Source organism: Anaeromyxobacter dehalogenans 2CP-1 (assembly GCF_000022145.1).
GTDB lineage: Bacteria > Myxococcota > Myxococcia > Myxococcales > Anaeromyxobacteraceae > Anaeromyxobacter > Anaeromyxobacter dehalogenans.
Genome location: NC_011891.1, coordinates 1,314,607 through 1,329,074, shown reverse-complemented (window position 1 = coordinate 1,329,074; position 14,468 = coordinate 1,314,607). Strand labels below are relative to the sequence as shown.

Below are 14,468 nucleotides of genomic sequence, written 5' to 3'. Positions count from 1 at the left end.
CGGACGAGGGGGATGGATGCGGATCGCGGTGGTGGGCGCGGGGTACGTGGGGCTGGTCACCGGGACGTGCCTCGCCGAGTCCGGCAACGACGTCAGCTGCGTGGACACCGACGCCGGGAAGATCGAGCGGCTCCAGCGCGGCGAGGTCCCGATCTACGAGCCGGGGCTGGAGGAGCTGGTCCGGCGCAACCAGCGGGAGGGGCGGCTCCGCTTCGGCACCGACCTGGCGCAGGCGGTGGGCCGGGCCAAGGTGGTGTTCCTGGCGGTGGGCACGCCGGAGGGCGAGGACGGCGACGCCGAGCTGCGCCACGTCATCGAGGCCGCCGAGGAGGTGGCGCGCGCGGTGAAGCACTACACCGTGGTCGCGACCAAGAGCACGGTGCCCGTCGGGACCGCCGGGCGCATCCAGGAGATCATGGGCCGCCGCGCCCGCTTCGAGGTGGACGTGGTCTCGAACCCCGAGTTCCTGAAGGAGGGGGCGGCGCTGGAGGACTTCCAGCGGCCCGACCGCGTGGTGGTGGGCGCCGGCAGCGACCGGGCCCGGCGGATCATGCGCGAGCTGTACGCCCCGTTCGTGCGGACCGAGCGGCCCATCCTGTTCATGGAGCCGCGCTCGGCCGAGATGGTGAAGTACGCGGCGAACGCGATGCTCGCGACCCGCATCTCGTTCATGAACGACATCGCGCTGCTCTGCGAGAAGGTGGGCGCGGACGCCGAGCAGGTCCGGCGCGGCGTGGGCGCGGACACGCGCATCGGCTACCCGTTCCTGTTCCCGGGGATCGGCTACGGCGGCTCCTGCTTCCCGAAGGACGTGAAGGCGCTGCTCGCCACCGGCCGGCGGCATGGGGTGGACCTCGACCTGCTGCGCGCCGTGGAGAAGACCAACGAGCGCCAGAAGCGCCACCTGCTGTCGCGCGCGGTGCGGCACTTCGGCGACCTCGCCGGCAGGGTGTTCGGCGTGTGGGGGCTCGCGTTCAAGCCGCGCACCGACGACATGCGCGAGGCGCCCTCGGTCGAGGTCATCGAGGGGCTGCTGGGCAAGGGCGCGCGGGTGCAGGCGTACGATCCGGTGGCGATGGAGCGCGCCCGGCGGCGCTTCGGCGAGCGGGTGACGTTCGCGCCCGGGCCGTACGAGGCGCTGGAGGGGGCCGACGCGCTGTTCGTGGTCACCGAGTGGAGCGAGTTCCGCAACCCGGACTTCGACCGCATGAAGGCGCTGCTCCGCGCGCCGGTGGTGTTCGACGGGCGCAACGTGTTCGACCCGGAGGAGATGCGCGAACAGGGGTTCAGCTACTTCTGCGTCGGCAGGACGGCGGCCGGCGCGCGCTGACGCCCCACCCCACCCGGACCCACCGCCGCCGTGGCAGGCCCGCCGGCGGGGCCCCATCTTCCGGTGGAGGCCGCGACGGAGGCGCCCATGGACGGCGATCGCATCTGGCCTGGCCGACCCTACCCGCCGGGCGCGGTGTTCGACGGCGAGGGCACCAACTTCGCGGTGTACGCGCGCCACGCGGACGCGGTGGAGCTGTGCCTGTTCGATCCCGCCGACCCCGCGGTCGAGCGGCGGCGACTCCGGCTCGGCGCCCGCACCGGCCACGTCTGGCACGCCTACCTGCCCGGCGTCGGGCCGGGGACGCCCTACGGCTACCGGGCGCACGGTCCGTACGAGCCGGAGGCGGGGCACCGCTACAACCCGGCCAAGCTGCTGGTGGACCCGTACGCGCGCGAGCTGAGCGGCCAGGCCGACCTGCGCGGCGCGGTGTTCGGCTACCGCCGCGGCGCGCCGGACGAGGACCTCACCCCCGACCCGGAGGACTCCGCGCCGCGGGTGCCCCGCGCGCTGGTGGTCGGCAACCACTACGACTGGGAGGGCGACCGGCCTCCGCGCACGCCGCTGCACCGCTCGGTCCTCTACGAGCTGCACGTGCGCGGCTTCACCATGCGTCATCCGGAGGTCCCGCCGGAGCTGCGCGGCACGTACGCCGGGCTGGCCTCGCCGCCCGCGCTCGAGCACCTGGCGCGCCTGGGGGTCACCGCCGTCGAGCTGCTGCCGGTGCACGCGTTCGTGGACGACGCGTTCCTGCTCCAGCGCGGGCTGCGCAACTACTGGGGCTACTCCACGCTCGCCTACCTCGCCCCCGAGCCGCGCTACGCCGCGCGCCGCGGCCCCGGCGAGCAGGTGAACGAGTTCCGCGGGATGGTGAAGGCGCTGCACCGCGCCGGCGTCGAGGTCATCCTCGACGTGGTCTTCAACCACACCTGCGAGGGCAACCACCTCGGCCCGACGCTCTCGCTGAAGGGGCTCGACAACCGGACGTACTACCGGCTCGCGGGCGAGTCGCCGCGCTACTACGCCGACTACACCGGCACCGGCAACTCGCTCGACCTCACCCAGCCCCAGACGCTGGCGCTGGTGATGGACTCCCTGCGCTGCTGGGTCAACGAGATGCACGTGGACGGCTTCCGCCTCGACCTCGCCGTCACGCTGGCGCGCGACCCGGAGACGTTCGACGAGGCCTCGCGCTTCCTGGCGGCGGTGCACCAGGACCCGGTGCTGCGGCAGGTGAAGCTCATCGCCGAGCCGTGGGACGTCGGGCCGGACGGCTACAAGGTCGGCGCGTTCCCGGTGATCTGGTCGGAGTGGAACGGGAAGTACCGCGACGTGGTGCGGCGGTTCTGGAAGGGCGACGTGGACCAGCAGGCGGAGATGGGCTACCGGCTCACCGGCTCGGCCGATCTGTACGAGCCCGCCGGGCGGAAGATCTACGCCAGCGTGAACTTCGTCACGGCGCACGACGGGTTCACGTTGCGCGATCTCGTCTCGTACGACCGCAAGCACAACGAGGCGAACGGCGAGGAGAACCGCGACGGGACCGACGAGAACTTCTCCTGGAACTGCGGCGTGGAGGGAGAGACCGAAGAGCCGGCGGTGCTGGCGCTGCGCGAGCGGCAGCAGCGGAACCTCATGGCGACGCTGCTCGTGTCGCAGGGCGTCCCGATGATCGCCGCGGGCGACGAGATGGGGAAGACGCAGTGCGGGAACAACAACGCGTACTGCCACGACGACGAGCTGTCCTGGCTGGACTGGGACCTCGACGAGCGGCGCCGCGCGCTGCTCGCGTTCACCCGGCGCATGATCCGGCTGCGCCTCTCGCAGCCGGTGCTGCAGCGGCGCAGCTTCTTCCGCGGCGCGCAGCTCTGGGACTCGTCGGTGAAGGACCTGGCCTGGTTCCGCCCCGACGGCGCCGAGATGACGCAGGCGGACTGGGACGAGCCGTTCGCGCGGTCCGTCGCGTTCCTGCTGGGCGGCGACGCCATCGCCAGCCCCGACGAGCACGGGGAGCGCATCGTGGGGGACACGCTGCTCGTGCTGCTCAACGCGCACCACGAGCCGGTCCGCTACGTGCTCCCGGCGGTGGAGTGGGGCCGGCGCTGGCTGGTGCTGGAGGACACCGCCGCCGAGCCGGAGCGCCGCCACGGGCCGGTGGAGGCCCGGGGGGCGGTCGAGGTGGAGGCGCGCTCGCTCGTGATCCTGGCCCGGCCCGCCGAGGTGTGACGGCGCCTCCGCCGCGCGCGGCGCGGGCGTCCCGGGCCGAGGTCGCCTATGATCGCGCCCGCATGGACCCGACCAAGGCGAGCATCCTGGTGGTGGACGACGAGCGGAACATCCGGCGCACGCTGCGGATGGTGCTCGAGGCCGAGGGCTACGCGGTGCTGGAGGCCGAGAGCGCCGAGCAGGGGCTGGAGGTGCTCCAGTCCGAGCCGGTGGACCTCGGCGTCTTCGACATCCGCCTCCCCGGCATGGACGGCCTGACCCTGCTCTCGCGCGCCCGCGAGCTGTGGCGCGACCTGCCGGTCATCATGATCTCCGGCCACGCCGACACGAGCGACGTGGTGGACGCGGTGAAGCGCGGGGCGACCGACTTCTTCTCCAAGCCGGTGGACCGCGACCGCGTCCTCGTCTCGGTGCGCAACGCGCTCTCGCGCCGCGACCTCGAGGGCAAGGTCCAGGCGCTCTCCGCGCGCGAGCGCCGCTTCTCCGACGACATGCTGGGCGAGAGCCCCGCCATGCGGAAGCTGCGGGAGGACATCGGGAAGGTGGCGCCCACCAGCGGCCGCGTGCTGGTCCTGGGCGAGTCCGGCACCGGCAAGGAGCTGGTCGCGGCCGAGGTGCACCGTCAGTCGAGGCGCGCCGACGGGCCGTTCGTGAAGGTGAACTGCGCGGCCATCCCCTCCGAGCTCATCGAGTCGGAGCTGTTCGGCCACGAGAAGGGCAGCTTCTCCGGCGCCGCGGCGCGCCGGCGCGGCCAGTTCGAGGTGGCGCACGGCGGCACGCTGTTCCTCGACGAGATCGGCGACATGGGGCTGTCGGCCCAGGCCAAGGTGCTCCGCGCGCTCCAGACCGGCGAGGTGGTCCGGGTCGGCAGCGAGAAGGCGTTCACGGTGGACGTCCGGATCATCGCCGCGACGAACAAGGACCTGGAGGAGGAGGTGCGGAACGGCACGTTCCGCGAGGACCTGTTCTTCCGCCTCAACGTCGTGCCGCTCACGGTGCCGCCGCTCCGCGACCGGCTCGACGACGTGCCGGTGCTCGCCGAGCGCTTCTTCCAGCTCGCCACCCGCGAGAACGGCCTGCGCCCGAAGCCGGTGGACCCCGCCGTCTACGACCGGCTGAGGCAGCACCGCTGGCCCGGCAACGTCCGCGAGCTCCGCAACGTGTGCGAGCGGATGGTGATCATGAGCGGCGAGCGCATCACCGCCGCCGACGTCCCGGAGACGGTCGGCCCGCGCGCCGCGCCGCCCCCGCCCCCCGGCTCCGCCGACCTGTCCCGCTACGGCGAGGTGCCGCTGAAGGAGCTCCGCGACCTGGTCGAGCGCGACTACATCCTTTCGCGGCTCGAGGAGCACGACTGGAACATCACCCAGGCCGCGCAGGCGCTCGGCGTCGAGCGCACCAACCTCCACAAGAAGATCAAGCAGCACGGGCTCTCTCGCGCCGGCCGCGCGCCGCCGAGGGAGGAGGTCGAGCCCGACGAGGGCGGCGAGGGAAACGCGGAGGGCTGACGAGGGCTACGGGAGCCGATCCGCCGGCTTCCCCGCCCGCTTCTCGGCGAGGCAGCGCTGCAGCGCCGCGTCTCCGGTCCAGCCGCAGGCCCCGTCCGCCTGGCGCTCGCAGCGCGCCGCGACGTAGCAGGCGAACTCCGGCCTCATGATGCACGGCGAGACCAGGTCCTCGGCCGCGCACAGCTCGCCGGCGCAGCCGGTCCGCCGGCAGGCGCCGGCCGGCGCCGGGGTGTGCGCCTGCGGAGGCGCCGCCGGGGTCGCGGCGCCTCCCGCCTCGCCGGCCCCGGACCGGATCGCCGCTCCCGCCGGCGCGCCCGGGTCGCCCGGCCCGGTCCCGGCCTCCGGCCCGCCCGCGGCCGGAGGCGGCGCGGGCGGCTGCGGCGCCGGTGAGCCGTCGGTGCAGCAGGCGGCGAGGAACGCCACGGGGATGGCCGCGAGCACGAGGGAGCGCATCCGCGGAAGGTAGCGCGGCGCGGGCGCGCCCGGCCAGCGCGGCGTGCGCATCCGGCGGGGTGCGCCCCGGCGCGGCGCTATGATGGCCGGCCGATGCCCACCTCGCACGCGATCCCCGGCCTGCCGCCCCTCGAGCCCCGCGCCCCGGAGTCGCAGGAGCGGCTCGCCCGCCTGGAGCGGAAGTTCCCCGGCCGGATCGCCGCGGTGCGCGAGGCGTGCGCCTGCGCGCCGGATCCGGACCTGGCGCTCGCCGGCATCGAGCGGTACGTGGACGGCGCGGGCGCGCTGCCCGCCGAGCCGGACCTGCTGGAGGCGCTCGCGCTGCTCTGCGGCGGGTCGCGGCTGGTCGCCGCCCTGCTCGCCCGCGACCCGCGCCTGCTCCGGCGCGCCGCCCGCTCGCCGCACCTGCTCCGCCCGCGCACCGAGGCCGACCTGCGCCGCGTGCTCTCCCGGACCGCGCGGCGCCTCGACCCCGGGGACGTGGACGGCTTCCACCGCCTGCTCCGGCGGGTGCGCGCGCGCGAGGTGGTGCGCATCGCGCTCCGCGACCTGCGCCGGGCGCGCGTGAAGGAGATCACCGGGGAGCTGTCGGCGCTCGCCTGCGCCTGCGTGGACGCCGCCATCCGCTTCCACGACCGGCGCCTGCGCGCCCGCCACGGCGCGCCGTCCGGCCTGGCCGGGCGCGAGTTCGGCGCGGGCTTCTGCGCGGTCGCCATGGGCAAGCTCGGCGCGCGCGAGCTCAACTTCTCCTCCGACATCGACCTCATCTACGTGTACGGGCAGGACGGCCAGACCGACGGGCCGAAGCCGCTCACGCACTTCGCCTACTACGCGAAGCTCGCCGAGCACGTCACCGAGGCCATCGCGAAGCCCACCGAGGACGGGTTCGTGTTCCGGGTGGACCTGAACCTCCGGCCGGACGGCCGGAGCGGGCCCATCGTGAACAGCATTCCGGCCGCCGAGTACTACTACCAGGCGTTCGGGCGCTCCTGGGAGCGCAACGCGCTCGTGAAGGCGCGGCCCGGCGCCGGCGATCTCGCGGTGGGCGACGAGCTGCTCCGGCACCTCGAGCCGTTCGTGTGGCGCCGCAGCCTGGACCTCGACGTGGTGGCGGAGATCCAGGCGATGAAGGCGCGCATCGACGCCCGCGCCGGCGCCGAGGGCAAGGACGACCTGAAGCTGGGCCGCGGCGGGATCCGCGAGGTGGAGTTCTTCGTCTCGGCGCTGCAGCTCCTGCACGGCGGGCGCGACGAGGGCCGGCCGCTCCGCGAGCGCGCGGTGCTGCCGGCGCTGGAGCGGCTCCTGTTCGCCGGCGTGGTCCCGGCCAAGGACCGCGACGAGCTCGCCGACGCGTACCTGTTCCTGCGGCGCGCCGAGCACCGCGTCCAGATGGTGGACGGCGCCCAGACCCAGCGCCTGCCCCCGCCCGGCGAGCGGACCGGCCTGGCCCGCGCCATGGGCTACGCGTCCGAGCAGGCGTTCGAGGCGGTGCTCTCGGACCACCGCGAGCGCGTGGCCCGCCACTTCGCCGGCCTGCTCGGCACCGGCGCCGGCACCGCCCCGCTCGATCCCGAGCTGGCGCTGCTCGCCGACGCCGACGTGCCCGCGGACCGCCGCGCCGCCATCGCGACCCGCCGCGGCCTCGCCGACCCGGACCGCGCCATCGCCGCCATCGACTCGATGGCCCGCCGGCGCACGCCGTTCTCGCAGCTCGGCGATCCCGCCGCGGCCGTGTCGCTCCTCGCGGATGCGCTCGGCACGCCCGATCCCGACCAGGCGCTCTCGCACCTCGCCGACTTCGCCGCCGCGCTCCGCAACCCCGACCCGTACTTCAAGATGCTGGCCGAGCACCGCCGCATCGCGCGGCTGCTGCTCTCGCTGTTCGGCACCTCCGACTTCCTGTCCAAGCGCTTCCTGCGCCACCCCGAGCTCATCGACCTGCTGCTCCGGGAGGACCAGGTGGTGCTGGAGAAGCCGCTCGACGAGCTCCGCGCCGGGGTGCGCGAGCGCCTCGCGACGGTGGACCGGTCGCTCCCGCTCGACGACCTGCTGGAGCACGAGCTGGGCGAGCTGCGCCGCTTCAAGGACGAGGAGGTGCTGCGGATCGCCATCCACGACATCGCCGGCACCGTGGACCTGCCCAGCGTCGCGAGCCAGCTCTCGGATCTCGCCGAGTCGTGCCTGGAGGCGTGCCTCGCGCTGGCCGAGGACGAGGCGCGCGCCAAGGGCGTGCTGCCGCCGGGCCGGCTCTGCGTCATCGGCATGGGGAAGCTGGGCGGGCGCGAGCTCGGCTACCACTCCGACCTCGACCTCATCTTCCTCTACCCGGGCGGCGCCGAGCCCGGCTTCGAGCGCTACGCCCGGCTCGCGCAGCGGTTCATGTCCTTCCTGCAGATGCCGCTGCGCGAGGGGCGCCTGTACCAGATCGACACGCGCCTGCGCCCCTCCGGCAACCAGGGCGCGCTGGTGATCGGCGCCGAGGGGTTCGTGCGCTACCACACCGGCGAGGCGCTCCCGGGCGGCGCCGCGCGCGACGGCGCGGCCGGCGCGGTGCGCAGCCAGCTCTGGGAGCGCCAGGCGCTGCTCCGCGCGCGGTTCGTGGCCGGCGACCGCGCGCTGTTCGACGACGTGAGCGCGCGCGCCATCGTGCCGGCGGTCTACGGCCGGCGCGAGGACCCCGCCGCGCTCGCCGCCGAGATCCGGCGCATGCGGGAGCGGATGGAGTCGGAGCTGTCGCGCGAGGCCTCGCACGGGAAGAACCCGAAGACCGGGCGCGGCGGGCTGGTGGACGTGGAGTTCGCGGCGCAGTTCCTCCAGCTCGCGCACGGGCACGACCACCCCTCCATCCGGACCCCCTCGACCCCGGTGGCGCTGCGCGCGCTGCGCGCCGCCGGCCTGCTGCGCGAGGCGGAGCACGAGGCGCTCGCGCGCGGGTACGAGTTCCTGCGCCACGTCGAGCTGCGCCTGCGCATCGTCCACGACTTCACCATCGACCACCTGCCCGCGAGCGGGCCGCCGCTGCACCAGCTCGCGCGGCGGCTCGGCTACTACGGCGCGGAGCCGGGCACGCGGTTCCTGGCGGAGTACGCGCGCGTGACCGCGGCGGTGCGCCAGGCGTTCGACGACGTCGTGCGCTGACGCCGCGCCCGCGGCGCCGCCCGCCGGCCGGGTGCGCCGAGGTGGGGTACGGGCGCGTCGGGGCCGCGGCGTAGAATGCGCCCGCCCCCGATGCGCCCCGTCCCGCCCGAAGACCCGCTCGACCTGCACCACGAGGCCATCCGCCCGTTCGAGGAGGCCGAGGCCGCGCTGGTCCGCTCGGTGGTGAGCACGCCCGCGTGGCTGTCCGAGCGAGACGAGGCGGCGCTCCGCTACGCGCTCAACCTGGCGCGGATCGGCCGGATCCGCGCACCGGACGGCGGCGAGGTGGACCTCGAGCCCGCGCTCGCCCCGTTCCGCGAGGACGTGCGCCCGCTCGTCTCGGCCCTGCTCGCGACCGGCGGACCGGATCGCGCCGCCGCGACCGGGATGGTGCCGAACCTGTCGCTGCGCGCCCGCGCGTTCCGGGCGCGGGCCGTGGCGGCGGCGGAGGGGCGCCTCGCGCCCGGCGCGCTCGACCGCGAGGTCTGCGAGAAGGCGCTGGTGCTGGTGTGCGGCGGCGGCGGCGGCGTCGCCTGGTCGTACCTCGGCGCGTTCGCGCTGCTCGAGCAGTACGGCCTCGTGCCGCGGCTGCTGGCCGGCACCAGCATGGGCTCGGTGCTGCTCCTGTTCCGGGCGCGCCGCGCGCGCTGGAACCCGGACGACGTGGACGAGGCGCTGAGCGGGCTCTCCTTCCGCACGCTGTTCCGCTTCCTCCAGACCGGGAACCGCTACGGCCTGCCCGCGGCGCTGCGCCTGTACCTGCGCGCCGCCATCGGCGAGTTCCTGAAGGGCCCGGACGGCCACCCGCTCACGCTCGGGCAGCTCGCGGTGCCGCTGGTGGTGGCGGTCACCGGGATCCGCAACGGCGCCCTGCCGCGCGACCCGGGCTACTACGAGCACCTGCTCGACCTGGACGCCCGCGCGCCGCGGCCGAGCGCGCTCACCCGCATGTTCTCCGACGTGCTGCAGGCGGTGGGCGAGCTCATCGTGCAGCGCGACCGGTTCGCCCGCATCTACCTGGGCGCCGACGCCGAGACGCACGCGTTCGACGCCATCGACGCGGTGGGCTTCTCCTCCGCCCTGCCCGGCGTCATCCACTACGACGTGCTGCGCGACGACGAGCGCATGCACCGCCTGCTCGGCGCCCTGCTCGAGAAGCACGACGTGTTCCGGCTCGTCGACGGCGGCCTGGTGGACAACCTCCCTGCGCGGGCGGCGTGGTCCACGGTGCAGCGCGGCGCCATCGGCACGCGGAACGCGTTCGTGCTCGCGCTGGAGGGCTTCGCGCCCAAGCTCTCCCAGCCGCTCTGGTTCGGGCTGGAGCAGCTCGCCGCGCAGAACGTGACCCGCAACCGGCCGTTCGCCCACCACCACCGGTCGTTCCAGAAGGTGCTCTCGCCGGTCGAGATCGTGCCCTCGCGGGAGGAGCTGCGGCACGCCATCCACGCCGGGAAGGCCGAGCTGCACCCCGACATGCCGTTCGTCGCGCGGATGGTGCGGCCGTTCGCGCCGCTCGCCTGACCGCGCGCCCGCGCTCCACCGGCGGTGCGCCCCCGCGCATCGTGCGATTGAATCCCGCGGCGCGTTGGGGCATCTTCGTCGACCCACTCCCACCAACCTCGGAAGGGCCACGATGATCAAGGCGGACAGGATCTGGCTCGACGGCAAGCTCGTCGCCTTCGAGGACGCGAAGGTCCACGTCCTCACCCACGCGCTCCACTACGGCATCGGCGTGTTCGAGGGCATCCGCGCCTACGAGCAGGCCGGCGGGGGCTCGGCGGTGTTCCGCCTGCGCGAGCACATCCAGCGCCTGTTCGACTCGGCGCGCATCATGCTCATGGACCTCCCGTTCGCGCCCGGCGACGTCGAGCGCGCCTGCGTCGACGTGCTGAAGGCGAACGGCCTGAAGGCCGGCTACATCCGCCCGCTCGCGTTCTTCGGCACCGGCTCCATGGGCGTCGGCGCGCCGAACCCGGTGCAGGTGCTGGTCGCGGCGTGGCCCTGGGGCGCCTACCTCTCCGAGGAGGGCATGGCGAAGGGCATCCGCGCCAAGGTCTCGTCCATCGCCCGGCTCCACATCGGCGGCCAGATGGTGCGCGCCAAGGTGTCCGGCCAGTACGTGAACTCGTTCCTCGCCACCCGGGAGGCGGCGCTCGCCGGCTACGACGAGGCGATCCTGCTCGACGCGGACGGCTACGTGGCCGAGGGCTCGGGCGAGAACGTCTTCATCGTGAAGAACGGCGTGCTGCAGACGCCGCCGCTCTCCTCCCCGGTGCTGGACGGCATCACCCGGAACGCGGTGCTCCGCCTCGCCGCCGACCTGGGCATCCCGGTGAAGGAGGAGAAGTTCACCCGCGACACCGCCTACCTCGCCGACGAGCTGTTCCTCACCGGCACCGCCGCCGAGGTCACCCCGGTCCGCGAGCTCGACAACCGGCGCATCGGCAAGGGCGAGCCCGGGCCGGTGACGAAGCGGATCTCCGAGGCGTTCTTCAAGGCGGTCGGCGGCGAGGATCCGAAGCACCGGGAGTGGCTCACGCCCTACTAGGGGCCCGCGCGCCCGCGCCGAGCCCCATCAGGGCTCCCACGGGCGAGCCACCACACATCCTCCCGACACGAGGGCCGTTTTCCGGGCGGTTGCCCCCGGAGGACGGCCCTCGCGCGCGCCGGCGACGGAACAAACCTGCCCCCCGGCCGGTTCCATCCGCCGAAGGGCAATTCCGTTGACCTTTCGCGAACGATTCGGCTAGATTCCCCGGACTTTCCGTGGGGCCCACCAAGGAAATCGCCTGAGATGCCGAAGGGTTCGACCGGCTCCGCGCCTCGATGCCCGGGCCGATCCCCCTCGCGCAGAGGAGCACCCAAGATGCGGACCCGATACGTCGACATCGACGATCGCATGGAGGATCTCGCGGACCGTCTCCGCGGCGATCCGGAGATCGTCCAGGACTTCCTCGCGCGGTACGAGCTGTCGTGGCTCTACCACGAGAACGCGCTCGAGGGCGTCGTGTACTCGAGCCAGGAGCTCGCCACCGCGCTCGCCAACGCGCCGCTCGCCGACGTCACGTTCGTGAGCGCGCTCCAGGAGATCCGCAACCACAAGGTGGCGCTCGACCTGGTCCGCGAGGAGGCGGCGGCGAAGAAGCCGAAGCTCAACCTCACCACGGTGAAGAAGCTGTACGAGACGCTCGGCCACGGCATCGAGGGCCGGAGCGTCGCCGAGTACCGCAAGGACATGCCGCTCCACCGCGCGTACTTCCACGACATCGCGCAGCCGGCGAAGATCCAGCCCGCGCTCCAGAAGCTGCTCGAGGCGACCGAGGGCGCCGACTTCCGCAACGCGCACCCCATCCAGCAGGCGTGCAAGCTGCACCACGGCTTCATGCAGGTGTTCCCGTTCACCGAGAACTCCGGCCGCGTGGCGCGCCTGCTCGCGAACCTCGTCCTGCTGCACGCCGGGTACAAGCTGCCGGTCATCGTCCACGCGACCGATCGCCAGCGGTACTACGAGTCGCTGCGGCTGCCCGACACCATCCTGCGCGACCTGACCATGGAGGCGCTCGACAACGGGCTGTCGCAGGCCGAGAAGTACTTCGCCGAGGCGCCGCGGGCCCGGAAGGCCGCCCGCTAGGCGACCTCGCACCGCACCGGGCGCACCCCAAACGGGTGCGCACATGGGCATCTCCTGTGCGCCGGCCGCCGGCGCGCGGGGAGCCCCGAGCGCGCCGCCCGCACGCAAGCTGCCGACACGACTGGATTTTGGGGCTGTCCCCGCCCGCGGCCGACCGAGCATGGCGGGGCGGGGGCCGGCTATTGTATAGCTACGCCCCCCTATGCTCCTGGGAGCACACGAAGGCATCGCCGGTGGGGTCTCGACCGCGTTCGCGCGCGCCGAGGCCGACGGCGCCGACTGCCTGCAGATCTTCACCCGCAACGCCCGCGGCTGGGCGGCGAAGCCGCTCGAGCCCGACGAGGTGAAGCGCTTCCAGGGCGAGGCCCGCCGTACCCGCAAGCCGGTGGCGGCCCACTCCTCCTACCTCATCAACAGCGCCGCGGCCGACCGCGACCTGCGGAAGAAGAGCTGGGACGCGCTCGCCGACGAGCTGGACCGCTGCGAGCGGCTCGGCATCCCGGGGCTGATCTTCCACCCGGGGAGCCACGAGAACGCGGCCCAGGGCCTCGAGCTCGTGGCCGAGGGGATGCAGCGGGCCATCGAGAAGGTCCCCGGCAAGGCGAAGCTCCTCGTCGAGACCACCGCCGGCCAGGGATCGAGCCTGGGCTGGCGGTTCGAGGAGATCGCCGCCATCCGCCAGGCGATCCCCGGCGCGGCCCGCCGCCGCACCGGCGTCTGCGTGGACACCTGCCACCTGTTCGCGGCGGGCTACGATCTCACCACCGAGGAGGGATACCACCGCACCTTCCAGGAGCTCGACCGCGTGGTCGGCCTCTCGAACGTGCGCGCGTTCCACCTCAACGACTCGAAGAAGCCGCTCGGGTGCCGGGTGGACCGGCACGAGCACATCGGGCAGGGCGCGATGGGGCTGGACCCCTTCCGCCGCCTGGTGAACGACCCCCGCTTCGCGGAGATCCCGGGGTTCGTGGAGACCGAGTCGCGATTCAAGGAGAACATCGAGGTCCTCCGCGGCCTCGTACGCCGATGAAGGTCCACCTTCCCATGCGCCAGCCGCCCGACGAGCCGCAGAAGCCGCGGATCCGCCCGGAGGTCCGCGCCGCCCGGATGACGCTCTATCCCCGCGGCGGTGAATCGCCCCGCGCCAAGCTCGATCGCCTGATCCAGTACGCCCGCTCGCACGAGCGCGCGCTCATCCTCACGCACGACAACCCGGATCCCGACTCCATCGCCGCGGGCGTCGCGCTCGCGTACCTGCTCGAGAAGCTCGCCGGCGTGGAGGCGATCGTCGCCTACGGCGGCATCGTGGGCCGCGCCGAGAACCGCGCGCTCATCAAGGTCCTGAAGCTGCCGGTGGTCCCCATCGCCCGCGTGGTCTTCGACGACTACGACCTCATCTGCATGGTCGACACGCAGCCGGAGCAGGGGAACCACTCGCTCCCGGCCCGCCACTTCCCCGACGTCGTCATCGACCACCACCCGGAGCGGCCCGACTCGCACCTCGCGCCCATCGCCGACGTGGGCGGCCCCATCGGCGCCACCTCCACCGTGCTCGCGGAGTACTTCCGCGCCAGCGGCCTGAAGGTGCCCGCCGGCCTCGCCACCGCGCTGTTCTACGGGATCAAGGCCGACACCCGCGACCTGGGCCGGCAGACCACGCCCACCGACGTGGACGCGTACCTGTGGCTGTTCCCGATGACGGACAAGGACGCGCTCGGCGCCATCGAGCACCCGCTGCTGCCCGAGGACTACTTCCGCCTCTACCACACCGCCATCGAGCGGGCGCAGGTCTACGGCGAGGTGGTGATCTGCGACCTCGGCACCATCTACACGCCGGACATGGTCGCGGAGATCGCCGAGCGCTTCATGTACCTCGAGGACATGAAGTGGTCGCTCGCGTTCGCGCAGTACGAGGACGCGCTCTTCTTCTCGGTCCGCACCACCGACCGGCGCATGAACGCCGGCCGGCTCATCCGCGAGGTCATCGAGGCCCGCGGCGGCTCCGCCGGCGGCCACGGCACCATGGCCGGCGCGCGGCTGCCGGTGAAGGGGCTCGGCGCCGCGGCGAACCGCAAGCTGCGCGAGGAGGTCGTGAAGGACTTCCTCGACGCGTTCGGCGTGCGCGCCCGCAAGCCGAAGAAGCTCGTCTAGCCCTGCCCTGCGGGCCGGCCGGAGCGCGCCG

General features: G+C 73.7%; 10 protein-coding genes. 9 read left to right on the top strand and 1 reads right to left on the bottom strand.

Translation table 11 applies throughout. The annotated features are described in order from the left end of the window. The first annotated feature begins 16 nt into the window (after positions 1-16). The 3 genes from A2CP1_RS05920 (at position 17) to A2CP1_RS05910 (ending at position 5,064) form a co-directional block, all read left to right on the top strand. On the top strand, positions 17-1,330 hold the full coding sequence (locus A2CP1_RS05920; RefSeq protein WP_012632520.1) for a UDP-glucose dehydrogenase family protein: 1,314 nt from the start codon (positions 17-19) through the stop codon (positions 1,328-1,330). An 87-nt stretch (positions 1,331-1,417) separates the two neighbouring features. Beyond that, entirely contained in the window at positions 1,418-3,556 is a 2,139-nt protein-coding gene (gene glgX / locus A2CP1_RS05915) for a glycogen debranching protein GlgX (RefSeq protein ID WP_012632519.1), read from the top strand. A 62-nt stretch (positions 3,557-3,618) separates the two neighbouring features. Beyond that, positions 3,619-5,064: a sigma-54-dependent transcriptional regulator gene (locus A2CP1_RS05910; protein ID WP_012632518.1), complete on the top strand. Its 1,446-nt coding sequence runs from the start codon at positions 3,619-3,621 to the stop codon at positions 5,062-5,064. A 6-nt stretch (positions 5,065-5,070) separates the two neighbouring features. On the opposite strand, the gene A2CP1_RS05905 is transcribed toward A2CP1_RS05910, so the two are convergent. Further along, entirely contained in the window at positions 5,071-5,517 is a 447-nt protein-coding gene (locus tag A2CP1_RS05905) for a hypothetical protein (protein WP_245529993.1), read from the bottom strand. A 93-nt stretch (positions 5,518-5,610) separates the two neighbouring features. Here A2CP1_RS05905 and glnE point away from each other — a divergent pair, with 93 nt between their 5' ends. The 6 genes from glnE (at position 5,611) to A2CP1_RS05875 (ending at position 14,437) form a co-directional block, all read left to right on the top strand. Further along, positions 5,611-8,655: a bifunctional [glutamate--ammonia ligase]-adenylyl-L-tyrosine phosphorylase/[glutamate--ammonia-ligase] adenylyltransferase gene (gene glnE / locus A2CP1_RS05900; protein WP_012632516.1), complete on the top strand. Its 3,045-nt coding sequence runs from the start codon at positions 5,611-5,613 to the stop codon at positions 8,653-8,655. 90 nt (positions 8,656-8,745) lie between these two features. Then, on the top strand, positions 8,746-10,176 hold the full coding sequence (locus A2CP1_RS05895; RefSeq protein WP_245529992.1) for a patatin-like phospholipase family protein: 1,431 nt from the start codon (positions 8,746-8,748) through the stop codon (positions 10,174-10,176). 112 nt (positions 10,177-10,288) lie between these two features. Then, complete coding sequence (locus tag A2CP1_RS05890; protein ID WP_012632514.1) at positions 10,289-11,203, top strand: branched-chain amino acid transaminase; 915 nt, start codon at positions 10,289-10,291, stop codon at positions 11,201-11,203. 318 nt (positions 11,204-11,521) lie between these two features. Continuing rightward, on the top strand, positions 11,522-12,286 hold the full coding sequence (locus tag A2CP1_RS05885; protein ID WP_012632513.1) for a Fic family protein: 765 nt from the start codon (positions 11,522-11,524) through the stop codon (positions 12,284-12,286). 202 nt (positions 12,287-12,488) lie between these two features. After that, the gene (locus tag A2CP1_RS05880; protein WP_012632512.1) at positions 12,489-13,316 is read left to right on the top strand and encodes a deoxyribonuclease IV; all 828 of its coding nucleotides are present in this window, start codon (positions 12,489-12,491) and stop codon (positions 13,314-13,316) included. Then, on the top strand, positions 13,313-14,437 hold the full coding sequence (locus A2CP1_RS05875) for a DHH family phosphoesterase (RefSeq protein ID WP_012632511.1): 1,125 nt from the start codon (positions 13,313-13,315) through the stop codon (positions 14,435-14,437). Before A2CP1_RS05880 ends, A2CP1_RS05875 begins: the two co-directional genes overlap by 4 nt. The last annotated feature ends 31 nt before the right edge of the window (positions 14,438-14,468 follow it).